This is a genomic window from Nonomuraea sp. NPDC050663 (assembly GCF_044456985.1).
Classification (GTDB): Bacteria; Actinomycetota; Actinomycetes; order Streptosporangiales; family Streptosporangiaceae; genus Nonomuraea.
Map to the genome: position 1 here is coordinate 1 of NZ_JBITGL010000027.1, position 23,785 is coordinate 23,785.

Sequence of the window (23,785 nt, forward strand, 5' to 3'; positions counted from 1 at the left end):
CCCACTCAGCATCCGTCATATCGAAGCGCGCCACATCCGACGTTCTACCAGGCTGAGCCACCCCTACCAAGATCCGAACCCCGAACAGCTCCTAGGGCGCCGGCTCGTTGAGGGCTGAGCGGTCGACCTTGCCGTTGGGGGTCATGGGCAGGCTGTCGACCTCGATCACCCGCGTCGGCACCATGTAGGCGGGCAGGATCTGCCCGAGCCTCGCACGAAGGTCGGCGCACCGCCCGACCACGAAGGCCATCAGTGTGTCCCCGCGCACGGCCGCGACCGCCTGCCGTACGCCGGGGAGGGCCTGCATCGCGCTCTCGACCTCGCCCAGTTCCACGCGGTGCCCGCGCACTTTGACCTGGGTGTCGGCGCGGTGCAAGTACTCCAGACCGCCTGGTCCACGCCTCACCAGGTCTCCGGTCAGGTAGAGCCGGCTGCCCGGCTCGTGGCCGTACGGGTCGGGGACGAAACGGTCGGCGGTCAGGGTGGGGCGGCCGAGGTAGCCGCGGCTCACGCCGACGCCGCCGATGGCCAGCTCGCCCTGCTCGGCCGGGTCGAGGCGGTCGTCGACGACGTGGACCCTGACGCCGGGGAACGGCTCGCCGATGGAGATCGAGCCGGGGTCCTCGGGCACGTCCCAGGCGGTGGACCAGACGGTCGCCTCGGTGGGACCGTAGATGTTGATCAGGCGCCCGACGGCCGCGCGCAGTTCCTTGGCCAGGGCGATGGTGAGGGGTTCCGCGCCGGTCAGCGCGGTGACCTCGGGCCGGTGGAAGCCGGCGTACAGCAGCACCCGCCAGCCAGACGGGGTCGCCTGGATGTGGGTGACGCCCTCGGTGTCGATCAGCTCGACCAGCCGCTTGCCGATCAGCGCGGCCCTGGCGTCGGCGATCACGACGCGGCCGCCGGTGATCAGGGGCAGGTAGAGCTCGATCACGCTCATGTCGAACGACAGCGGCGCGATCGCGAGCCAGACGTGGCCGGGTCCTGAGCCGAGCATGGCGCTCATGCCGTCGAGCAGGTTGACGACGGCGTGGTGGGCGACCATGACGCCCTTGGGCCTGCCGGTGGAGCCCGAGGTGTAGATGAGGTAAGCGCACCCATCGAGGCGCTGGCCGGACGACCCCTCGCGGCCGACCAGGTCGTCGTCGGTCAGCAGCAGGTGCGCCCCCGAGTCGGCCAGCATCAGCTCGATGCGCGCCGCCGGGTACGACGGGTCGAGCGGCAGGTAGGCGGCGCCCGTCTTCAGTACGGCCAGCATCGCGGCCACCGGAAACGCCGATCGCCGGGCGAGGATGCCCACCAGGACCCCGGGTCCCGCTCCCGCCTCGGCCAGCCGTACGGCCAGCTGATCCACGTCGGCGCGCAGCTCGCCGTACGTGACCCGTTCTGCCCCCGAGACGACGGCGATCCGGTCGGGCGCGAGGGCGGCCTGCTTTTCGAAGAGAAGTGGGAGCGCTCCCAAAACCATCACGACTCCGAAGATCTAGAAGAGTGCCTCGATGGCCTCGGCCGCGCCGAGCAGCCCCGGCCTGGTAGAGCGCGCCACTTCGGACGCCCGCTCGCGATACCCCTCGCCGGCCTGGGCCGCCGCCCGCAGCAGGGGCACGATCTCGTCCACAGTCCAGCGCCGCTCGGGCAGCCAGCTGCCCAGCCCGGCCCTGGCCAGCCGGATGCCGTTGTCGGACCGGTCGAACCCGTGCGCCAGCAGCACCTGCGGCACCCCGGCCGCCACCGCCCTGATGACCGTGCCGATGCCGCCGTGGTGCAGCACCACCCGGGCACGCGGGATGACCTGATGGAAGGGCAGGTGGGCGAACCAGCGCATGCCATCAGGAAGCGGGTCGGGCACCAGGTCCCGGTAGCGGGTGACCACCAGCGCGGGCAGCCCAGCCGTACGGCAGGCGTCGACGGCGGCCCGGTAGAAGTCGTCGTGGATCATCCGCCCCGTGCCCCCGGTGACGATCACGGCGCCCCGGTCGAGCAGTTCCCCGGCCTCGGCGGGCACGTCGGCCTGGAACATGTCGTCGCCGAACGGCGCTCCCGTCAGCACCGCCCTGGCCGGCGCGGGCACCCCGGCCCGGTCGAACCACTCGGGCCACAGTCCCACGTGCAGCCGCGCGGAGGTGAACCACGCCGCCCAGTCCGCGACCGGCTCCAGCCCGAGCATGATGCGGATCTCGTCGAGCCGGTCGCTCAGCAACGTCGAGTACAGGTGGATGGCGGGGCGCTCCGACATGTACTGCACCGGCGTCACCGCCACCCACGCCGTCGGCACCCCCAGCGCCTCCCCGGCGAAGAGCGCGGAGACGGCCGTGGTGTGCCGGCCCACGAAGACCGTCTCGCCGGGCACGTGGCGCGCTTTCAGCACCTCGCACTCGAACCTGATCTGGTCGAACAGGCCGGCGGCGTCGTAGAAGCGCCTCCAGCGGTCCAGCCCGCGGCCGAGCAGCAGCGGGGTGTCGGCCAGGAACCGCTCGTAGCCCTGCTCGGTGTCGATGGCGGTGAACTCCAGGCCCTCGCGGCGCGCCGTGGGCTCGAACGGCGCGTGCGTGACGAGCTCCACGCGGTGACCGCGGTCGCGCAGGACGCGGCCCAGGCTCACGAACGGCAGGACGTCGCCATGGGTGCCGTGGGCAACCATGATCACGGTGGTCACGCCCTGGCCCCCGCCTCGATCGCCAGCGCCGCCTCGGCCGCGGTCAGACCCTCGGCGAAGAGCACCTCGATCGGGAGCTCGACCCCGAACTCGCTCTCGACCATCGCCACGAACTGCACCATGGCCAGGGACTGTCCGCCCAGGTCATAGAAGTCCTGGTCGGCCGAGGTCACCTCGACGCCCAGGATCTCGCTCCACAGCCGCAGGACGGCGTTCTCGAACATGACGAACTCCCCAAGCTCGTGGGATCGCTCCCACGGCTCACGCTAGGTTTCCCGCAGTGTGACGGTCAACCTTTTCTGCGGATATCCGTCTTCCGTTAAGACGTCAGTTTCTACCGAACACGTGTTCCACAGGGTGTGCATAGCCCTGTGGATAACCGAACAGATCAGCGAGCCAGCGCGGACCGATGCCGCAGCGTCATCCCCGGCACCCGCAGCATGCCGAGCTTCTCGTAGTACGGCCGGAGCTCCTCGTCGCACAGCAGGTCGACGGAGTAGAACCGCTCGGAGCCCTCCAGGACGCGGCGCATCAGCTCGGTGCCGATGCCCTGCCCCTGGTAGCCGGGCAGCACCTCCAGCCACGGGATGAACGCGGTCAGGACCCCGTCGCTGATCATGTTGACGAAGCCGACGACCTTGCCGCCGTCCAGGGCGACGATCGAACGGAAGCTGCCACGCAGGACGGCCAGGTGCTGCTCGGGCGAGGGCGCCGCCGGCCAGCCGACGAAGAAGCCCTCCAGCATCGACGGGTCGAGCGTGCTCGGGTCCTCGGAGTAGTCGATCATCGGCGCGTCCGTTCTCAGGGGGTCAGTGCCGCCGCGAAGACGGCGGTCAGGCGGTCGACGTCGGCGGGGGTGCCCTGTTCTGGACCGACCAGGCGGCGCAGCGTGCCGATGCCGAGGAAGATCGAGGTGACCAGGCGGGCCCGCGCCATGGCCGCGTCAGGCTCGCCCGACTCGGCCAGCAACCTGGCCAGGGGCTCGATGATCACGTTGCGGAGCCGGTCGCGCACCACGTTCTGGATCTCGGGGTGTCCGGCCGACCGTTCGAGGGAGCGCAGGATCGGGCTGTCGGGCTCGGCGTGCATGCGCTGGGCGGCGTACTCCGCCAGCCGCCTGGGCAGCCCCTCCGTGTCGCCGCCGAACACCTGGCGGATGCTCGGCTCTCCCGCCAGCACCTCGGCGAACAGCTCGGCCTTGGAGCCGAAGTAGCGCGCCACGAGTGCGACGTTGGCATCCGCCTCCGCGGCGATCATGCGCACGGTGACGTGCTCATAGCCGTATTCGGCGAACAGGGACCGTGCCGCGTGGAACAACCGCTGCCGCGTCGCCTCGCGATCACGTGACTTCACCCGGGCATTCTATCGGGTTGTAAACGGGCGTATACTTAGCCAATCTAAGCTTTGGGACGGGATTGAGGCCTTCTTGGTGACGACCACAACAACGACACAACCCCCGCAGTACACCCACCGGCAGATCCTGGAGATCCTCTCCGGGCTCATGCTCGCCATGCTGACCTCGATGATCTCCATGTCCGTGGTCGGCACCGCCCTGCCCACGATCGTGGGCGAGCTCGGCGGACAGGACCAGTACTCCTGGGTCGCCACCGCGAGCATGCTCACGATGACCGTCTCCACGCCGCTGTGGGGCAAGCTCTCCGACCTGTACGGGCGCAAGCGCCTCTTCCAGCTCTCCCTGGCGATCTTCGTGATCTCCTCGGTGGCCGCCGGACTCTCCCAGGACATGGGACAGCTGATCGCGGCGCGTGCCGTACAGGGCCTCGGGGTCGGCGGCCTGTCGGCGCTCTCGCAGGTCATCCTGGGCGACATCGTCTCGCCCCGCGAGCGCGGCCGGTACTCCGGCTACATGGGCGCCGTCTTCGGCATCTCCACGGTGGCGGGCCCGCTCATCGGCGGCTTCATCGTCGACGCCGACTGGCTCGGCTGGCGCTGGTGCTTCTACGTGTGCGTGCCGTTCGCGCTGGTGTCGTTCGTGGTGATCCAGAAGGTGCTGCGCATGCCGGTCGTCAAGCGCGAGGCCAGCATCGACATCTGGGGCGCCACCACCATCACCGCCGCCGCCAGCGCGGTGATGCTGCTGCTGTCGCTCGGCGGGCACGAGTTCGAGTGGAACTCCCCCTGGACCTACATCCTCGGCGCGATCAGCGTCATCTCCCTGGTGCTGTCGGTGATCGCCGAGCGCACGGCCAAGGAGCCGATCCTGCCGCCGCGGCTGTTCCGCAACCGGACCTTCGTGCTGAGCTCGCTGGCCTCGCTGTTCGTCGGCGTGGCCCTGTTCGGGGCGATGATCTACCTGCCGCAGTACCTGCAGATCGTCAAGGGCATGAGCCCGACCGCGTCCGGCCTGATGACGCTGCCCATGGTGGTCACCATGTTCATCTCCGGCGTCGTCTCCGGAAAGATCGTGACCTCGACCGGCAAGTGGAAGATCTTCCCGGTCATCGGCCTCGCGCTCGTGTCGGTCGCGCTGTACCTGCTCGCACTGCTGCAGGTCGACTCGTCGGCCTGGCTGATCGGCTTCGACATGGCGGTGCTCGGGATCGGGCTCGGTCTGTCGATGCAGATGCTCATCCTCGCCGCCCAGAACGGCTCCGAACTGCGCGACCTCGCGGCCACCACCTCGGGCGTGTCGTTCTTCCGCTCGCTCGGCGGCGCCGTGGGCGTGGCGGCGTTCGGGGCGATCCTCACCAACCGGCTCAAGGAGGAGCTCGCCACGCGCCTGCCCGCCGGCGCCGGGGGCGGCTCCACGCAGCTGGGCAGCCCGGAGGCCATCCAGCACCTGCCGGGGCCGATCAAGCAGGCGATCCTGGAGTCGTTCACGCGGGCGCTGGAGACGGTCTTCTTCGTCGGCGTCCCGATCGCGGTGCTCGGGCTGCTCGCGGTGCTCTTCCTCAAGGAACTCCCACTCCGCGGCCGCTCGTAGCAGCCACGACCGCACCCAGACGGCCCGCCGGCCCCGCGTCTCTCTCCTCCCGGCGCCGGCGGGCCTCCCTTTCGCAGACCCCGGCGTCGGCGAGCCTCCTCGTGGCACCGGCGGGTCCCTTTTTGTACGGCACGCATGGGTCACCCCCACCCGACGACGCCCCACCCGTCCGTGCCCCACGGCAAGCAGTCGGACGTGGCCGCCCGCCGTGACGTGACGGCGACCGGGCGCTAACACAGTGAGCACGAAGCGTCGCATATGGTGTTCAGATGAAGCGCCCAGCTGCCCTCATGGCCCTGATCCTGGCGGCGGTCGCAGCCTGCAGCGCCGAGGAGCCGGTGGCATCGCCCACCCAGGCGGCCACCACCGCACCATCGCAGAGCCCTGCCCAGAGCGAGACCGCGACCCCGTCGCCCACCGGCCCACCCGCCTTCACCTCGAAGGTGCGCGAGGTGAAGCGCGACGACGTGCCGTACTCCTGGCGCCCCGGCTGCCCCGTGCCGCTGAGCGGGCTGCGCCTGATCACGCTCACCTACTGGGGCTTCGACGACAAGGCCCACACCGGCGAGCTGATCGTCAACAAGAGTGTCACCGACGACATCGTCACCGTGTTCAAGCAGCTGTACGGCTGGAAGTGGCCGATCAAGCGCATGGAGCTGGTCGACGTCTTCAAGGGCGACGACTTCGACTCGATCGACGCCAACAACACCTCGGCGTTCAACTGCCGGGCGGCGACCGGTTCGAGCAACTGGTCGAACCACGCCTACGGGCTGGCGATCGACATCAACCCGCAACAGAACCCGTATGTCACGGCGGGCGGGTCGGTGGCCCATGACAACGCGGAGGACTTCAAGACCCGGCCGCTCGACGAGCCCGGCGTGATCAACGGCAGGGACCGGGTGGTGAAGGCGTTCGAGAAGGTCGGCTGGGAGTGGGGCGGCTACTGGTCAGGCACCAAGGACTACCAGCACTTCTCCAAGGGTGGCGGCTAGGAGCTGGACCGCTGCGGCGGATGTGGGCCTGCCCTGCGGTTTGTCCACTCACCAGTTCTCGACGTTTCCTGGCGCCTCACACCTTCATGTGCCCTGGTTGTGCCCTGCCGTCATAGATCTGCGTGATTTTCGGGTGTTGGTTCGACCACCTGGGCTTGGGGGCGAGATCAAGCTCCTGACCAGAGAGAACGGCTTGCGCTACTTCGCGTTCACTTTCGTGGCCTTTCGCGCCCGCACGGAACACTCACGGAACAAGCGACCGCACGGTCAGCGGTCGCGGGCGAGCGATCGGTGACCCGATCAGCTGGCCTGCGTATGCGATGCCAAGGGCCGACGAAGGAGGTCCTTCGCGGTGGTCCCCCAGCCCTCACGGCGAGTACCGAAGTCGGCGATCGGCACGGCGTCAACCCGTCCGCGGACTGGATGGAGGACACCCGCCTTGGAGAGCGGTGCTCACTCCGAGGGGAAGGGATTCGACGTTTGAACCGGGCGAGGGGGGTCGAAGGCTGGGTCCTGAGCTGAAGATCATCCCGTGACCGGATTGCGCATTTGAGCGAACGCGAGCATTGCTTTGAAGTCGTCAAGGCGTACATCAATTTCGCCCCGCCTCCCAAATTATTAAAGCATCGACAGCGCTCAGCAAACTATCGAACTCGCCGCCAGCAAAGTTGGGCGACTAGGAATGGGGCACATCTGCGCATCCTCATTCAATGGGAGACATCGCCCCATATGACCGGCTCGCGTCTATGAAGGCGATGACTCCTCCAGATGGTGGAACTCAAACCACTCTTCCTCAAAGAAAGAGATCATCCAAGCACGCCACATCTCGGTAGAGGTTGCCAACGCGTAGGCGAGCGCCTCCGAAAGATCGACATCCATCTGCCGCCCTTCAGAAAGGCTGAGGGGCCCAATTAGGTGGTGACACAGATCGGCCCGGGCATAGATCCGACGACACGCCTGTTGGCAGATATCCTCTGGCGCCGTTATGTCCTTGCGTCCTTCACCCAGGTGGCGATCGCCTCTTCGTCGCGCTCGGCGGTGCGGCGCCGGGGGGACCTGCGGGCTCCAGCCCATCCGATGCCACCTGCGCATCGCTAAACCGGCAGCGCTGCCCACATGGCCCTTTCGACGCCAGCGCCTCGGCCCCTGCCGTGCGCCAGGCCTTTTGCCACACACGGGCCGACTTGCGTGAGACCCGCAGCCTCTTGGCCACTTGGGGCACTACATACCAGCGGCGAACAGCCTGGCCGCTTCCAAGCGGACCTGTTAGCGCTTGGCTCGCGCCGCCGGGGTCAGACCACCACCATCCGGATAACGCAACCACCGGCATCCTCCCGAACCCAGCCAAGAGCACGCAACCACGCCGTGTTACCGCAAGCTTTCAACCGCTTTAGCCCGTGGTATCCGAGGTAACGACATGGCCATGGTCAACTTGAACCAGCTGAACATTTACAATCCAGTGCGGACTTCGGATGCAGGATGTTCAAGGTATTGCCGATAAAGCTGGCGAGAAAGTGCGGCATATGCATGCAAATTGCGAGCGGCCTGCCCCACCTCGGAGTCGCCTTCTGCAATCAACACGGTGGCGCGAACCAGGATTTCATCAAGAAAAGATATCACATCCACCTTCGGTGGATCGAATATTCCAAATTCAACCAAATTGGCCACCGATAGAAGGTATTCGTCCGACACCAAAAGATCAGTGCTGATGTCCAGCGTTTCCTCATCAACTCCTGCGGGGGGACGCATGAGCTGTCGCCAGACACAGTAGGAATCCATAAAATTCACAGGCGGTCCATCCTAATCGTTTCGATACCAAAAACTGATCAACTTACCGTTTTGTATAATACCTCCCTTGCCTCCACCGGGGGTAGTGTATTTGATCGCTTTGGTCCCATCGGCCAGCACCACTAGTTTCGAATTTATTCGCTGGCTAGCCGGGTTCGACTCAAGCCACGCCTTTGCGTCCGCATGATATTCGTCCATGGTCTTATTGAAGCGCTTTGCATGTTTTTCATAATGATAACGAAAGGCATCACTGAGTGTCCTGTTAGGAGAACTCCATACAGCCGCTAGCACCTCGTCACATGGCGAATCATTATGGACAAGGATTGCTTGATCGCCTGCGAGCACGTAATAGGTATGGAGGCCAGCGACGGTGAGATTATGTACCCGACGTCCAGCTGTCCATCGCCTGACACTGTCAACTTGGGCCTCGGTACCCACAAAAGTTCGCAGCCGAGATCCAGCACGAAGGTCGGCCGCTTTTACCCACGTGTACAGCGCTGGCACCCAAAAGAGGTGTTCTGCTGTTGCGGTTACGATGTATGAATTGCGCACGCCATCGATTCCGCCAATGGAAATCTCGATCAGGTCTTTGGGACCTTCACTAGAGATGAGAAACGAGACTCTTCGCCCCCCAGCGACGCCAGTCTCCGGGTCGACAGCAGTGACAGAATCACCTACGCGAATATTCTCAATCCGCTTATGGCTACCATCAGCCATGAGCACTCGCGTACCTGGAATAAAGCTACTGCGTCGACACGCAGCAACCGCCACGTCTGCGGCTTCGTCGAACTTCGAGAAAACTCTTCGGAGAAAGGAGATGCCTCCTCTCCCAGCAGTTCCACCAGGGATGAAATTGGTCATGAAGAGTACACACGAGACACCGTCACCTCCAACACACCTTTCGGCGTCTCCGAGGAAGAAGTCGAAGGTCTCGCGAAGAATACTCCGAAGCCAGGATTTCTCGCCCGGGTGTGTCTGCCGATAGATCTCCCACTTAGCGCGCATCTTGTGCCACTGCTTGTCATCCATACCAAGGATGCCAATCACAGTGCCACAATGGGACGAAACTACCCTCCCCATACATTTCTGGTCGAGCTCGCGGATCGCTGTCGCCATAACCGCCGCTCTCCGAATGTCGCTACAGGCGGATTCACCCAGTTGCTTAACACAACTGGTGTAATTCGCAACGGGATCCGATCCGGATCCCCTGCCGCCTGCATCTTGTTGTGCGGGCGGCCCAGCGGCACGCATCCCACCCGGCTTACGTTGGCCACCGCTAAGACCCTGAGCGCCGATGGCTGCTGAGCTCGCCCGCTTAGCCTCTGCAGCTTTCTGCTTGAGGTACTTCCACAGCGCTTCGTTCTGTTCGATACTGTCGGCGTCTCGATACATACTCCGGAACTGATCTTGGAGTGCGGTGTCGGTTTCGTCCCAGAACCCATCGGGGGCTGGGCGTCCGGCACCTTCGCCAGCGTCGATGACGTTGACTCTCTTGGCTTCTTCCTTCTCGAAGGACGGAAGACTGGGAAGGATGTAATTGTCGCGGTACCAGTTCTTGTTGGGCGCGCCATCATGCATATCGGTAAAGCTGGGCATACAGGAGATCCAAGATCCACTATGGTCGTAGCCATAGCCCCAGCATGATCCGCCGCCACCGACCCATTCGCCGTCGGCCCCGATGGAGTAGTACACCATCCCGGCACCACCGGCGGAGATGCCCGCACTGGGGATGTTCGGCCCAACCATTGAGTGTCCGGTTGGGTCGGTTCCGGTTAGTGGGGTGCCGTTGGCGTAGGTATAGCGATTGGCTTGGACGCTGGGGTTGGGGTCCTGGGTGAGGGAATCACGGCTGGCGAATGTGCCGGTTCCTGGCTGGTACCAGCGGGCGTGCATGTTGACCTTGCCGGTGTCCGGGTCGGTGTATTCGCCCTGGTACCCGAGGCTGGTCTTTTCGCCGGTCTGCGCTACGACTTCGCCGAACGGCCCGTAGCTGGCCGTGGTAGCAAGAGTGGTCGTGGTGAAGGTCGCGACCAGGTCGGTGTGCAGGTCAGTCAGGGTCGCGACCGGCGCCGCTGTCCCTTCTTGCATGCCGAGTAGGTCACCGGATGCGTCGCGTCCGTACTTGGCTGCGAACGTGCTGGTGCTCGCGTCGCTGATGGCGGCCAGGTCGTTGCCGAGTCCGCTGTAGCGGAAGGTCTGCTTGCGGGTGCCGTGGATGCGGGAGGTAACGCGGTCGAGTGCGTCGTAGGAATAGAGGCTGTCGCCGTCGGCGATGAGCCGGTCGAAGGCGTCGAAGGTCAGCTGGGTGGTCTGGCCGTCCTTGGTCTCGGTGGCCAGGGTTCCGCGGGGTGTGTAGGCGTAGTTGCTGCCAGCGCCGGAGGAGAGGCGATTGCGCTCATCGTAGGCGAAGGTGTCGTTTCCAGCTTTGGTGCGATTACCAGCGTCGTCCCACTCATACGGGGTGATGGTGCCGTCTGGGCGCGTCCAGGATGTGAGGCGTCCGGCGTGGTCGTGACTGTAGGTGTTGGTCCCAGCTCCGGCGAGCCCAGCGACAGTCTTGCTGGTGAGACGGTCGTTGTCGTCCCAGCCATATGTGATCTTGGCGAGTTGGCTGCCCGCTGCGTTCTTCAGTGTCTGGCTGGTGAGCCGGTCGAGGTCGTCGTAGCCGAGGGCCTGGCTGTCGGCCGCTGCTCCGGTGCTGGTCTTGGCCGTGAGGGAGGTGAGACGGTCGGCGATGTCGTAGCCGTAGGTCAGCGTGCGTCCGGTCACCGGGTCGGTCGCGGTTGCGAGGCGTCCTGCCTGGTCCCAGGTGAACGTCGCTATCCCGGCTGCATCCGTGCGCTGGCTGAGCTGGCCAAGAACGTCGTAGCTGAAGGAACTTTCCTGCGTTCCGTTCTTGGTGACGGTGAGGGGCAGGCCTCGGTCGTTGTAGTTCAGGGTGAGATCGCCCACGGTTGTGGGCTGGCCAGTCAGGTCGTAACCGAATGTCCGTTCGGCTGTGGCTGCGCCCCCGCCTTCGCCGGTCTCGGTGAGCAGACGGCCCAGGTGGTCGAAGGTGCGATCGATCCGGACGCCGCCGGGTTGGAGTGTGGTGACTGGGAGTCCGCCCTGGTTGTAGATCGTGGTCCACGTCCGGTCGGAAGCTTGGGGGTGGGCGGTCGTGGCGGATTCTGTGACGGTTTCGACCAAGCCCAGGCTGTTGTAGTTGGTCCAGGTGGCGTTGCCTCGCCCGTCGGTGAGGCGGGTGCGGGAACCGCCGGCGTTATATCCGAACGACGTGGTGATCGTCTTGCCGTCGGCCACCGGTTCAATAAGCGAGATCGGGCGGTTAAGGGCGTCGAACGTCTGCCTGGTGGCGTGACCAGCGGGGTCGATGGCTCTGATGGGGTTGCCGACAGCGTCGTATTCGACGCTGTAAGTCCGTAGCACCGCGCCAGCGGCATCCAGGTCCTTCACCGTCGTCGGGCGTCCCGCCAGGTCGTAGTCCGTGGAAGTGACCTTCTTGAGGGCGTCAGTGATCTTGGTCAGACGCCCTGCCAGGTCATAGGCCATGTCGGTCTTGTTGGTCAGCGGGTCGCTGACCTGGGTGACTTCGCCGACCGCGTTGACCGTAAGGTTAGTGACGAGGTTCCCGGGCAGCGTGGTCTTGGTCAGGTGCCCGGCGTCGTTGTATTCCAGTTTGGTGGTGGCGACTGACGACGCCGGCTTGCGCTCGATGGTCGTCTGGGTGATCTGCCTACCGAGATCGTCGTAGGTGGCTTCCGTTCGGGCCCCACGCGGGTCGACGGCTGCTGACTGCTGACCTGCGAGGTTGAATTCGTTCACCCACTGGCCCGCTTGTTGTCCCTCCGGTGCCGGGTCGGTGATGCGTACCTGACGCCCGAGGGCGTCGAACTCGAAGGTGCGGCTATAGCCGCGCGGGTCCGTGGTCTTGATCAGTTGACCGGCAGCGTCGTAAGCGAAGTGAGAGATGGGGGTTAGCGCGGTGCTGCTGCCGGGTGGTGTGTAGGCGGGCGTCTTGGTGCTGATCAGTCGTCCGGCGCGGTCATAGGCCGACTCAACGGTTCGGCCTTCTGCGTCCACTTGATGGGTCTGTTCACCTGCGGTGTTGTAGCCCCGGCGCACGGTCGGACGTGCGGTCGTTGCAGCGCCCGCCTTCTCCACCGGTACTTCGGGGGCGGTGGCCTCGACCAGGCGACCGATGGCGTCGTACCTGAGGGTTACGGCGAAGTCGGCGCTGTCGGCGCCGGCAACGTGTCCACGCGGATCGACTGTGCTGATCACTAGGCCGCGATCATCGTACTCGAGAGTGGAGATGAGATCTTGCTCGCCATTTTCGACGACTTCGCGGTTTATCTGCCCGGTCTTGGTGTAGCCGTACTCCCGAACCTCGGTTCGGGTAGTTCCGGCACCAGACAGGACCGACTTGATCACGTTTCCAGCCGCGTCATACATGAAGGCGGTCTTGCGCTTGGCCCCGGTGGGATCCACGGTCTGCGACGTCAGCATTCCTGCCGCGTCGTAGACGAAATCGGCGGTCAGCCGGTTACCTCCGGTGACAAGCTTGGTGGGATTTCCTGCAGCGTCGTAGGTGTGCTCCTCCAGCACCACATCCCGCGCCGTCGTGGAGCCGTTCAGCTTCACATCATCCGCGATCTTCTGCCAAGGCAGATTATCGGTGTAGTACGTGAAGGAGGTCTTGCGACCCATCACATCCGTCCGAGTGGCCAGCCGGCCCCCTGGGTCGTAGGCGAAGGCTTCCACTACCACGTCTTGGGCAGGCTGCGGGTTCACCGGGCTACCCGTCCAGGCCTTCAGCGTCTTTGTGATCAGCTCGCCGCGCTTGCTATAGCCGTTCTCGATCACAGTGCCTCGGGCGTCGGTAGTGCTCGCCACCTGCCCCAGTGCGTTCCACGACTGACGGATCACTCCGCCTTCAGGGCCGGTCGTGCTTGTCAACCGCCCACTGGCATCGTAGGTGTGCGTCGTGACCCGTGCCGGGTCACCACCCGTGGTGTCGGCAACCGTCATGGTCAGGGTGTTGCCGTCAGCGTTGTAGGTGTAGCGGTGCTGTGCTGTGTGGGTAACTCCAGTGACCTCGTTCTTGACGCCTGCACCCGTCTGCACCGCAAGTAGTCCAGTGGCGTCGTATCCGAAGGTGCTGGCCACACCCTCAGGGTGCGCCCGTGAAAATTCGGTCGAGGTTTGGAGACGGCCGATGGCATCGTAGGTCAGTTTCACGACCAACCCCACCGGATCAGTCTGCTCAGCCAGGTCCCCCGCAGCCGTGTAGGCGTAACGCCAGACGCTACCTGCTGGATCGGTTCGAGTTGCAACCAATCCAGCAGGGGTTGCGCCGCCTCCGACCGCTGGCTCGGTGCCCTCTGTAACCGTCACGGCCACGACGCGGCCGGAGGGGAAGTCCGTCGTGGTCGGACTGATCAGTTTGATCTGCTCACCGAATTCGTTGAACTCCGACACCCAGGCGTAAGTGTTGTCGGTGGAACTCGCGGAGCGGGCGTCCCGCTCCTTGATCATTCGGTCGTTGCGGGGATCGAGAGGGTTGCTTGTGTTGAGGTAGTACTGCGCGTAAGCGGTTTGACAGCTACCGCTCTTTCGACAGGTGGCGGTCGAGATCAGGTTGCCGCGCTTGTCGTATGAATGGGTGACGGTGTTGTCGTTGGGGTCGGTGGTCGTCTTTGGGAAACCTGCCGTGTCGTAGGTGAAACTCGTTTTCTTCCCTAGCTGGTCTGTGCGCGAGACGAGCCGGTTACCCCGCTCTGCGTCGTAGGTGTATGTGATCGAGTTCTTGTCAGGGTCCGTGACCGTAACGGTGGAGATGCCGGTGGACTTGTTGTGCACAGGGGAGGACAGCTGCCAAGTGCCTGCATGGACATTGGTATAGCTCTTGATGCGATCATTGGCAGTGTCGTAAGTGCTCTGCATCCACACGCGACCCGACGGCGTCGTGATCTTCGACATTAGGTGGGGCGCTGCGCTCCGGGCCGCGAAGTGGGTTGTGACGTCCTGAGTTTCCAGTGGGGCGTCGTAGAGCGCCACTTCGTCCAGATGGCCGACAAAGCCGAGGTTCTGGCTGCTGGCGGGGCCACCCGGCCACTTTCCTCCCTCGAGCTTGCCGTTGCCGAAGCGTGCCCCGACTGGCCAGCCGCCAAAGCCCGCGCCTGTGGCGGTGCCTACGCTCTGCCCGTCGAGGAACATCTCCTGGGTGGTGTTGGCCAGCGTCAGGACTACGTGGTGCCACTGCCCATCATTGACAACGCCATCCGAAGTGATCGGCGCGGGTGCCGCTGTTCCCGTAGTCGGTCTGAACTGGCCTCGCAGCTTGCCGTCGGAACCGACGTAGATCACCGATCGAGCCAAAGCATTACTGTCATCGGTGCCAGCCGACATAATGACGCCGGCTTGGCTGGTCTTGAACCAGGCCTCCACCGATGCCGCACCGCTCAGCTGGCTGACCGCGGGCTCGGGGATGGTCAGGGTGCTGGTTCCTGAGAACTTGGCTGAGGTATCCGTACTTGCCTCGACCGCGCCAGACTGCCCCAGCGTGACACCCGCGTATGTGGCGGTGCCTGCCTGTGCTCCGGAGTCAGCAGCCTGCGTGCCGGATGCCTCTCCCAATCGCCAGTAGCCGAGCGGGTCGGAGTTGCGCACGGCGCTGAAGTACTGGGAGCCGCTTGTGTACTCATAGGTCGTGCACAGCGGCACCTGAGGGGTCGAGCCCGGTTGGCACGCGTTGACGAGCTTGTCGCCTTCGTAGGTGTAGGTCCATGTCAGTGGCGCGCTGTCGACTGGGTTTGTGGCGACCTGGATGACATGGCTTCCTGTCCAGATGAAGGACAAGAAGCGGCCGCCCACCCCGGAGACCTTGGAGAGTTTCCCGTCCGCGCCGTATTCCAGCGTCTGGGTGCGTCCCCGCAGATCCGCAATTCTGGTTAGGCGGCCCTGAAGGTCGAAGAAGAAGGAGGTGGACGACTTGTCCATCAACTGCCAGCCAGTGGCGGCACCGCCAGCGCTCTCCCGCGTCTGAACCAGCGTGGCGTACATGCCAGGCGGTGGCTGATACGTACCGGCCGTACCACCGTCGGGAGCGAACTTCACCTGCCGACCGCTAGGAAACGTCACCTGCGCCACGCCGCCGTAAACGACGCTCAGCTTCATGTCCCAGCGCGTCGACCACCCGGCCCCGAACATCCCATCCCGACGGGGGTCCAGACTGTTGTACGAGCGCACCACCGACAGCGGAGGCCCAACCGTTGCCACCACAGCATCCGTAGCCGAAGTCGTGTAGTTGCCTGTGGCGGGCTCGAACTCCTGCCCGTCAGGGGCACCCGTCGAGTACAGCGAACCCGTGGCCGGTTGGCGCACACCCGTGGTGAACGTGCCCTCAGTCCACGACGTCGTCAAACTGTTGCTCGTGTCGGTGACGGTGATGTCCCACCAATACTGCGTACTCCACGACAGCGCCTTCGACGTCGGAACACGCCAAGTGTTCGTCGACAGCGTCCCCGAGGCGACACATCCCGTCGTGCGCGCCGCGTTCGTGCACACCTTGAAGGCGAACCGCACCGAGCCGCCATCGTTGCTGTGCGCCTCAGCGCCCAGCAGCGGAGTGCGCGACCCGATCAACATCCCATTCAGTGGGAAGACAGCGGTCAAGGACGGCGGATACTCCGGGTCCGGCGGCGCATCCGTGCACTCACCAAGCCGACTCCAATAAGGCTTCGAAATAACCGTGCCGTTCACGTTCTCGTAGTAGTCCGACGAGGGGTTCTGATTCATCGGCACGTACACGTTGGCTCGGTAGACATACCGTCCCGACGGGAAGCCTGTGGGGTTTACCCACCACACCTGCGACCCAGCCGAGTAGGTACTGCTCTGGGAGTACTGAGGGTAATCAGAGCAATAGCCAACAGACAAAACAGCTGTCTCCACGCCGGCACGCAAGTCAACCGGCATGGCCCCCTTAGGCTCTTCGGCCGCTGTCTGCGCTGCTGTGCTACGCGTTTGGGTCGTGTTGGGCTGCGTTACTGCCGTGCTGACCAACGATGGCAGCCCCTCAGCTGTACCCGTCTGCTGCTTCGGTGTGTCAGGCGGCGAAGATTGCACAATCGCGGATTCGACTGCCTCCCCCACCGCGACGGGCATGGACGGCAATATCAACAGTCCGGGCACCGAGATTAGAGTGGCCGCCACCACAACCAAAGGCTTCCGCCAGTACGAGCGCAGCAACCAGCCACCACGATGCATGCGAAAGCACACTCCAAGCCACGACGAGGAGACGTCACATCAAATGTGTGGCTCTCTGCCTCAGGCCCCATCGGACAGGTATCAGCTCGGAGCTACTCAAACGAGGACAAATTACTGATCCTTGGCGAGCTGAGTCAAGGTCATCTTTATGGTGACTTTACGCACACCTCAAATGGAGACGAGATGCGCTACTAATCACCTGGTACGCAGACAGTCCTCTGCAGGAGTGGCAGCGGGCCGGGGCAGGCGTGTCAAGCCCGGCTTGATGCGGAGGAGCCGGGCTGGTGGGCTTCAGTCGATGGCTTGTGAGGCGCTCAACTTGGCCGCAACGACGCGATAGGCTCAGGCCGAGCGGGATGACCATCGCAGGCCCCAGAAGTCCCCCGTCGGGAGGCGTGCCCTGCCCGGTTACTGGCTGCGGCTTGTTCGGCTGCCATCAAGCCGTGGTCCGTGTCGACCTGCATCCGATTGATCGTGTCACCCTGACGGCTGAGCCCGGAGGTGCGCTGGCCCTGGTCGGCCGGAGAGCTGCAGCCCGGACAACTGGTATCACCGCGCTGTGGGCGGTATCTATGTCGTGGAGACAATTTCTCATTGACCCGGCGTCGGGTTAGGGCCGGCTGACGAAGCCACTCCTGTTGCGGAGGTGTAGATGGCCCCTCTCTTCGGAGAAGTCTCGACCGCCTTTGTGGCGCTCTGGACCATCGCAAGAAGCCTGGCACCCTGCGACGACTGACAACTCCGTCAGTCCTGCTGCCGCTTCCGTGCGATCGTGACCGACAGGGAGCCGAGGGCGGCACCGATCGCCATGCCGATGCCGATGCCCAGCGCCAGGTTGTCGAGGAGGAGCCCGAACGCCACCCCGATCGCGATCCCGCTGCCGATCATGGCCGGGAAGGCGGCGCAGGTGGGGTTCGGCTCGGTGGGGTCGTTCTGCGTCATGCATAGATCTTCGCAATCTTGAGCCCCCGCCCCCAGTCGCCCCAATCATCGGCTGGAGATGACAACTGTCATCAAAGGCTTGCCCATCTGCTCAGAAGGCCCGCGTCATGGTCACGAGGGTGAAGCCTCATGACAGAACAGAACCTTTCCAGTCTCAGCACAGCCGCGGCGCGGAACCTCGCCACCACCACCAAGTCCGTCCCGCAGATGCAGGGCATCTCCTCGCGCTGGCTGCTGAAGGCCCTGCCGTGGGTGGAGGTTTCGGGCGGCACCTACCGGGTCAACCGGCGGCTCAGCTACACGGTGGGCAACGGCCGCATCGAGTGCGTCAAGACGGGCGCGACCGTGCGGGTGATCCCGCAGGAGCTCGGCGAGCTGCCGATCCTGCGCGGCTACGCCGACGAGGACGTGCTCGCGGCGCTGGCCGAGCGCATGCACCAGGTGGAGTACGGGCCGGGCGACATGATCGTCCAGCCGGAGCAGGAGGTCGACCGCTTCTTCATCCTCGCCCACGGCAAGATCGACCGGCTGGGCACCGGGAAGTACGGGGACCCGGTCTCGCTGGGCATCCTGTCGGACGGCGCCTACTTCGGCGAGCAGGCGCTGCTCGACGAGCACGGGGTGTGGGAGTTCGGTTTCCAGGCGGTCACCCCCTGCGTGCTGCTCACGCTCTGCAGGCGCGACTTCGCCCTGATCGCGAGCGCGGCCGACGGGCTGCAGCGGCATCTGCGGTCGTTCCTCGACGCCGACGCCCCGGCGACCGACGCCTCCGGCGAGGCGGTGATCGAGATGGCGTCGGGCCACATGGGCGAGCCGGTGCTGCCGAGCACCTACGTCGCCTACGAGACGAGCCCGCGTGAGTACGAGTTGTCGGTCGCCCAGACCGTGCTGCGGGTGCACACCCGCGTCGCCGATCTCTACAACGAGCCGATGAACCAGGTCGAGCAGCAGCTCCGCCTGACCGTCGAGGCGCTGCGCGAGCGCCAGGAGCACGAGATCATCAACAACCGCGACTTCGGCCTGCTGCACAACGCGGAGTACGGCCAGCGCATCTCGACCCGCACGGGACCGCCCACTCCCGACGACATGGACGACCTGCTGGCGGTGGTGTGGAAGGAGCCGAGCGTCTTCCTGGCCCACCCGCACACGATCGCCGCGTTCGGCCGCGAGTGCAACAAGGCCGGGCTCTACCCGTCGACCGTGGAGCTGCTCGGCCGCGAGGTGCCCGCGTGGCGGGGTGTCCCGATCCTGACCTGCAACAAGATCCCGATCAGCGACTCCGGCATGTCGTCGGTCGTCCTGATGCGCACCGGCGAGGCCGTCCAGGGCGTGGTGGGCCTGCACCAGACGGGGCTGCCCGATGAGTACGAGCCCGGGCTCAACGTGCGCTTCATGGGCATCAACGAGCAGGCGATCATGTCCTACCTGGTCAGCGCCTACTACAGCGCGGCCGTGCTGGTGCCGGACGCGCTGGGCGTGCTGGAGAACGTCGAGCTGGGCCACTGACGGTGCGCCCCTTCGAGCTGCCGGACTTCTACCGGCCGTGGCCGCCGAGGGTCAATCCGCACGTCGAGGCGGCCCGCGCGCACGCCAGGACGTGGGCCGCCGAGCTCGGGCTGATCGACGCGGCGGTCTGGGACGCGGCCACGCTGGACTCCATCGATCTGGCGCTGTTCGCGGCCTACTGTTTCCCCGACGCCGACCAGGAATCGCTGGAGCTGATCACCGACTGGTACGTCTGGGGGTTCTTCTTCGACGACTGGTTCCTGGAGCACTACAAGCAGCACGGGGACGCCGAAGGGGCCGAGGCGTGGATCGCGAAGGCGCGGGCCTTCATGCCCGTCGACCTCGGCGATGCCGTACCGGAGCCGGAGGACCCGGTGCAGGCGGCGCTGGCGGACCTGTGGGCGCGCACGGCGCCGGGCACCGGCGCCGACTGGCGGCGCCGGTTCGCCGACGAGACGTTCGCCCAGCTCGGCGACGCCTTCTGGGAGCTGGAGAACCTCAGGGCCGGGCGGGTGCCGAACCCGATCGACTACCTGGAGCGCAAGCGCGGCGTCAGCGCGGGCCGCTGGGTGGCGACGCTGGTGGAGCAGGTCGACAAGCTGCACCTGGCGCCCGATACGGTGTCGTCGCGGCCGGTGCAGGTGCTGCGCGACACCTTCACCGACGCGCAGGTGCTGCTCAACGACGTCTTCTCCTACCAGCGCGAGGTCGAGGTGGAGGGCGAGGTCCACAACTTCGTGCTGGTGCTCCGTGACTTCCTCGGGCTCACGCCCCAGGATGCGGCGGACACCGCCAACGACCTGCTGACCTCGCGGCTGCTGCAGTTCGAGAGCACGCTGCTCACCGAGGTGCCCGAGCTGGCGGAGCGTGAGCAGGTGGCCAGGCTGGCGTGCCGGCTGCAGGACATCAACGCGGGCTCGCACGAGTGGCACCTGCGGTCGAGCCGGTACATGAACGAGGGCACCCGCGGCGCCGACCCCTACGTGCCGATCTGGCGGTATCCGACGGGGCTCGGCACGTCGGCCGCCCGCCTGTGGGCGGGTCATCGTCCGCTCGATCACCGGCCGTACGGCTTGCGCCCGCCGGAGGTGACGCTCCAGGCCAGGACCAGCCCGCACGCGTCGGCCGCCCGCATCGCGGCGGCCGGCTGGGCGCGGCGGATGGGCCTGCCGCCCAACCCCGACGCCGTCCAGCGCACGGCGGCGAGCCTGCCTGACGCCCCGCGCGAGCGCCTGGAGCTGGTCGCCCAGTGGCAGGTCCTGCTGGCCGAACTCGACGCCCACCTGGAGGGCTACAAGTCGCGGCATGACCTGATCGGCGGCCGGGCCTTCCTGGACCGGCTCCCCCGGTTCCTCGATCCCGCCCCGCCCGAGCCGGTCAACCCCTTCGAGCGGGCCCTGGCCGACCTGTGGAGGCGCACCGCGTTCGAGGCGCGCGAGCAGGTGGCGGTCCACTTCGCCGACCTGGTCGCCGCCCGGGAGTGGGAGCTGGCCAACAGCGTCAGGCAGCGCGTGCCCGACGCGGTCGACTACCTGGTCGTACGGCGGGGCGAGGGCACCGGGATGCTCCTGGACCTGCTGCAGTTCGGCATGGCGCTGCCCCAGGACGAGCGTCCCACGGGCGACCTGGCCGACTGTTTCGCCGACGCGGCCACCTCCCAGCGTGACCTGGCCGCCTTCCATCGGGCCGACCACAACAACGGCGTGCTGGCCGTACAGCGGCTCTTGGAGTGCGAGCCGCCGGGCGCGGCGGCCATCGTGGGCGACCTGCGCGCGGCTCGCCTGGCGCAGTTCGACCGGCTGGCGCCAGGTTCGCCCCGCTACGCCCCGGCCATGCTCGCCTGGCTGGCCGGGGAGCAGAACTGGAGCCGGGCGCCCCGCCTGCCGGCAGGTCCGACCGGGCTGGGCACGAGAGGGGTGAAGGCATGGCTCTGAGCACCACGGCCGCGCGGAACCTGGCCACGACGACGAAGACCCCGCCCGTCAACGCGTCGGCCACACCTGGCTGGCTGCTGCGGATCATGTCGTGGGCCGAGGTCCCCGGCGGTGTCTACCGGCGCACCAGCACGGTCCGCCGCACGATCGCCCGCCACGGCAGCAGCCAGCCCGGCGTGATCGTGTCGGCGGGCCACCACGGCGAGCCCGCCCTGCCGGGCATGTACATCGAGTACGGCTCGCCGCCGCGTGAGTACGAGCTGTCGGTCGCCCAGACCGTGATGCGCGTCCACAACCGCGTCGAGGACCTCTACAGCGACCCGATGGACCAGTACGGCCAGCAGCTCAGGCTCACCGAGGAGGCCCTGCGGGAGCGGCGCGAGCACGAGCTGATCAACAACCCGGCGTTCGGCCTGCTCCACGCGCCCCCGCCGCGCCACCGGGTGAGCGCCAGGACGGGCCCGCCCGCGCCCAGCGACCTGGACGCGCTGATCTGCAAGCAGACCCGCCCGCGCTACCTGCTGGCCCACCCTCGGGCGATCGCCGCGTTCGCCCGGCAGTGCAACCGCCACGGGATCGTCCCCGGCACCGCCGAGCTCGACGGTCAGCGGCTGCTGAGCTGGCGCGGGCTGCCGCTGCTGCCCTGCGACAAACTTCCCGTCGCCGCCGACCAGACCACGTCGATCCTGGTCGTGCGGCCGGGCGAGAAGCGCCAGGGCATCGTGGGGCTGCGTCCCGAGGGCGGGCTGAAGATCCACAAGCTGGGCACGGACGACCGGGCGGTCACCAGCTACCTGGTCAGCGACTACTTCTCGGTGGCCGTACTGATCCCGAACGCCGTCTGCGCTCTCGACGGGGTTCAGCTCTAGCCTGGTGACCATGGCAGCGAGTGACGGTGACGGCTGGGCCACGTGCGCGCAGGGGCACACCCACTGGGGGGTGCACGGCGCCTCGGGACTCCTCGTCGTCCACCACGACGCCGCCGGCGTGCCGTACATCCTGATGCAGAAGCGGGCTCTGTGGAGCCACCACGGCGGCACCTGGGGGTTGCCCGGCGGGGCCCGCGACAGCCACGAGGACCCCATCGCCACGGCCATGCGCGAGGCGCGCGAGGAGGCGGCGCTCGACAAGCACGATCTGCGGGTCAGCGGCGTCTACCTCGACGACCACGGCGGGTGGACCTTCGACACGGTGATCGCCGAGTCGGGCGGGCTCATCGACGCGCGCCCGGCCAACGCCGAGAGCACGGCGCTGCGGTGGATCCCTCTCGGCGAGGTGACGGGCAAGCGGCTGCATCCCGGTTTCGCCCACACGTGGGTGACGATCCAGGACGTTCTGGCGCCGCAGACGCTGGTGCTCGACGTGGCCAACATCGTGGGCGCGCGCGCCGAGCACGGATGGTGGAGGGACCGGGCGGGGGCGGCCTCCCGGCTGCTGACCGAGGTCGCCGCCGCCCGGCTACGGCACCCGGTGCTCGATCAGTGGTTCCCGCGGATCGTGGCGGTCGTGGAGGGAGCGGCCCGCGGGGTGGAACCGGTGCCCGGCATCGAGGTCGTCGCCGCTCAGGCGAGCGGCGACGACATGATCGTCGACGTGGTGCGGGGCGTGCCCGGATGGCAGGGGGTCACGGTCGTGACCGCCGATCGCGGGCTGCGCGACAGAGTTTCGGACAGGGCGCGGATCGAGGGGCCGAAATGGCTGCTCAACCAGCTCTGACCAAGGCCTGCACCGCCGCGGACTCCACCTCGGCGGCCTGACCGGCCAGCGCGGCGATCTCCTCCAGCGGCTTCCCGGCGAGCGCCGCCGAGGCGAGCGCCGACCACACGTCACCCGCCTCCCGATACAGCCGGGCTTCGGCTCCCACCTCGTCGAGGAAGTCGGCGTACAACGGCCGCGTCGCCCCCGGCGTGGTGTACTCCAGCTCCAGGCACTCGTGCAGGCGCCGCAACGGCACGGAGAGATCGTTCCACCGCTTGCCCCACGACGGCAGCTGGGCGGCGAGCTTGCGCATGCCGGAGAGCCCGAAGTTGACGTCGAAATTGTTGCCCATCACCGGCCCTGTGAGCTTGGCCGCCGTCCCGGCGACCGCCTCGGCGACCATCGGCTCGCCCGTAGCCTCGCCGGTGACGGTGATGAGCTGGTGCTTCTCCTTCTTCACCGCCGACCAGGCGGCCATGAAGTCCGGCAGCGGGAGCTCGTGGACGGTGTCGTCGTCCACGGTCACGACGTCACCCGTGATGCCCGTCACGGCGACGTCGACCGGGTCGGGGAAGGGCATCGAAGGCCGCCAGGGCAGCTCGTGGCGCCCCACCCTGCACAACGCCCCGCCGTACTCGTCGACGGCCGCCCGCAGGTTGCGCTCCGCCACCCGCGGCGACCCCGTGCGCTTCGTGTCGTACGGCACGCAAAGGCGGCCGAGCGCGAGCGGGATCATCGGCTCCGGGTGCGCCTGGCAGACGATGGTCAGCATGGGAGCGTGACCGGAGTACTCGAACACGAAGTACATGAACCCGATGCCGCCGCCGAGCCCGAGCAGCAGCGCCTCGGAAGGGCCGCCGCCGAGGAAACGCCGCAGCAGGGCGGACTCGTGGTGGTGACGCACCGGCGCGGCCGCGTCGCCGTCGACGTGGCGGGCGGCCACGGTCCAGTTCTCGCCGGTTTCCGCCATCCGGGACCGGATCGCGCGCGTGCGGGCTCGATGCTTGGCGTCGTGAGTCATCATGATGTCCTCCGGCGGAGTCCCACGTTCCTCCGC

General features: G+C 66.5%; 15 protein-coding genes. 6 read left to right on the forward strand and 9 right to left on the reverse strand.

All coding sequences use genetic code 11. The features are described 5' to 3' along the window. Window positions 1-91: 91 nt before the first annotated feature. The 5 genes from ACIBH1_RS45855 to ACIBH1_RS45875 form a co-directional block, all read right to left on the reverse strand. Window positions 92-1,468 carry an amino acid adenylation domain-containing protein gene (locus tag ACIBH1_RS45855; RefSeq protein WP_397320496.1) on the reverse strand — a complete coding sequence of 459 codons (1,377 nt, stop codon included), beginning with the start codon at window positions 1,466-1,468 and terminating at the stop codon, window positions 92-94. Between the two features lie 15 nt (window positions 1,469-1,483). Continuing rightward, on the reverse strand, window positions 1,484-2,656 hold the full coding sequence (locus ACIBH1_RS45860; RefSeq protein ID WP_397320420.1) for a glycosyltransferase: 1,173 nt from the start codon (window positions 2,654-2,656) through the stop codon (window positions 1,484-1,486). Beyond that, complete coding sequence (locus tag ACIBH1_RS45865) at window positions 2,653-2,880, reverse strand: acyl carrier protein (protein ID WP_181610421.1); 228 nt, start codon at window positions 2,878-2,880, stop codon at window positions 2,653-2,655. The genes ACIBH1_RS45860 and ACIBH1_RS45865 overlap by 4 nt, the downstream gene beginning before the upstream one ends. A 164-nt stretch (window positions 2,881-3,044) precedes the next feature. Next, window positions 3,045-3,443: a GNAT family N-acetyltransferase gene (locus ACIBH1_RS45870; protein WP_397320422.1), complete on the reverse strand. Its 399-nt coding sequence runs from the start codon at window positions 3,441-3,443 to the stop codon at window positions 3,045-3,047. A 14-nt stretch (window positions 3,444-3,457) separates the two neighbouring features. After that, window positions 3,458-4,009: a TetR/AcrR family transcriptional regulator gene (locus ACIBH1_RS45875; RefSeq protein WP_397320423.1), complete on the reverse strand. Its 552-nt coding sequence runs from the start codon at window positions 4,007-4,009 to the stop codon at window positions 3,458-3,460. Window positions 4,010-4,082: 73 nt separating this feature from the next. Between ACIBH1_RS45875 and ACIBH1_RS45880 the strand changes: the two genes are divergently transcribed. Together ACIBH1_RS45880 and ACIBH1_RS45885 are read left to right on the forward strand one after the other, a co-directional pair. Beyond that, the gene (locus tag ACIBH1_RS45880) at window positions 4,083-5,600 is read left to right on the forward strand and encodes an MDR family MFS transporter (protein WP_397320424.1); all 1,518 of its coding nucleotides are present in this window, start codon (window positions 4,083-4,085) and stop codon (window positions 5,598-5,600) included. Window positions 5,601-5,869: 269 nt separating this feature from the next. Next, entirely contained in the window at window positions 5,870-6,592 is a 723-nt protein-coding gene (locus ACIBH1_RS45885; protein WP_397320425.1) for a M15 family metallopeptidase, read from the forward strand. Window positions 6,593-8,041: 1,449 nt separating this feature from the next. Here the strand turns inward: ACIBH1_RS45885 and ACIBH1_RS45890 are convergent. The 3 genes from ACIBH1_RS45890 to ACIBH1_RS45900 all read right to left on the reverse strand — a co-directional run bounded on the left by ACIBH1_RS45890 (window position 8,042) and on the right by ACIBH1_RS45900 (window position 17,590). Then, window positions 8,042-8,380 carry a hypothetical protein gene (locus tag ACIBH1_RS45890; RefSeq protein WP_397320426.1) on the reverse strand — a complete coding sequence of 113 codons (339 nt, stop codon included), beginning with the start codon at window positions 8,378-8,380 and terminating at the stop codon, window positions 8,042-8,044. 12 nt (window positions 8,381-8,392) lie between these two features. Further along, window positions 8,393-16,192, reverse strand: a complete 7,800-nt coding sequence (locus ACIBH1_RS45895; protein ID WP_397320427.1) for an RHS repeat-associated core domain-containing protein — start codon at window positions 16,190-16,192, stop codon at window positions 8,393-8,395. Between the two features lie 1,200 nt (window positions 16,193-17,392). Next, window positions 17,393-17,590 (reverse strand): hypothetical protein, encoded by a 198-nt coding sequence (locus tag ACIBH1_RS45900; protein ID WP_397320428.1) that lies wholly within the window; start codon window positions 17,588-17,590, stop codon window positions 17,393-17,395. Window positions 17,591-17,719: 129 nt separating this feature from the next. Between ACIBH1_RS45900 and ACIBH1_RS45905 the strand changes: the two genes are divergently transcribed. From ACIBH1_RS45905 to ACIBH1_RS45920, 4 genes are read left to right on the forward strand one after another with little or no spacing between them, the layout of a single operon-like run. Next, entirely contained in the window at window positions 17,720-19,096 is a 1,377-nt protein-coding gene (locus tag ACIBH1_RS45905; RefSeq protein ID WP_397320429.1) for a family 2B encapsulin nanocompartment shell protein, read from the forward strand. Window positions 19,097-19,098: 2 nt separating this feature from the next. Further along, window positions 19,099-21,030, forward strand: coding sequence for a germacradienol/geosmin synthase (locus ACIBH1_RS45910; RefSeq protein ID WP_397320430.1), 1,932 nt, complete (start codon window positions 19,099-19,101; stop codon window positions 21,028-21,030). Then, complete coding sequence (locus tag ACIBH1_RS45915) at window positions 21,021-21,899, forward strand: hypothetical protein (protein ID WP_397320431.1); 879 nt, start codon at window positions 21,021-21,023, stop codon at window positions 21,897-21,899. The genes ACIBH1_RS45910 and ACIBH1_RS45915 overlap by 10 nt, the downstream gene beginning before the upstream one ends. A 10-nt stretch (window positions 21,900-21,909) precedes the next feature. After that, complete coding sequence (locus ACIBH1_RS45920; RefSeq protein ID WP_397320432.1) at window positions 21,910-22,746, forward strand: NUDIX hydrolase; 837 nt, start codon at window positions 21,910-21,912, stop codon at window positions 22,744-22,746. Here ACIBH1_RS45920 and ACIBH1_RS45925 read toward each other — a convergent pair. Then, a complete protein-coding gene (locus ACIBH1_RS45925; RefSeq protein ID WP_397320433.1) occupies window positions 22,733-23,752 on the reverse strand; it encodes a DUF4872 domain-containing protein in 1,020 nt (339 codons plus the stop codon). The two genes, ACIBH1_RS45920 and ACIBH1_RS45925, sit on opposite strands and share 14 nt — an antisense overlap. Window positions 23,753-23,785 lie beyond the last annotated feature (33 nt).

Coding starts and splice junctions, on each gene's coding strand:
- ACIBH1_RS45855 (WP_397320496.1), bottom strand. CDS start 1,468: ATGGTTTTGGGAGCGCTCCCACTTCTCTTCGAAAAGCAGGCCGCCCTC.
- ACIBH1_RS45920 (WP_397320432.1), top strand. CDS start 21,910: ATGGCAGCGAGTGACGGTGACGGCTGGGCCACGTGCGCGCAGGGGCAC.
- ACIBH1_RS45915 (WP_397320431.1), top strand. CDS start 21,021: ATGGCTCTGAGCACCACGGCCGCGCGGAACCTGGCCACGACGACGAAG.
- ACIBH1_RS45925 (WP_397320433.1), bottom strand. CDS start 23,752: ATGATGACTCACGACGCCAAGCATCGAGCCCGCACGCGCGCGATCCGG.
- ACIBH1_RS45865 (WP_181610421.1), bottom strand. CDS start 2,880: ATGTTCGAGAACGCCGTCCTGCGGCTGTGGAGCGAGATCCTGGGCGTC.
- ACIBH1_RS45900 (WP_397320428.1), bottom strand. CDS start 17,590: ATGACGCAGAACGACCCCACCGAGCCGAACCCCACCTGCGCCGCCTTC.
- ACIBH1_RS45870 (WP_397320422.1), bottom strand. CDS start 3,443: ATGATCGACTACTCCGAGGACCCGAGCACGCTCGACCCGTCGATGCTG.
- ACIBH1_RS45885 (WP_397320425.1), top strand. CDS start 5,870: ATGAAGCGCCCAGCTGCCCTCATGGCCCTGATCCTGGCGGCGGTCGCA.
- ACIBH1_RS45905 (WP_397320429.1), top strand. CDS start 17,720: ATGACAGAACAGAACCTTTCCAGTCTCAGCACAGCCGCGGCGCGGAAC.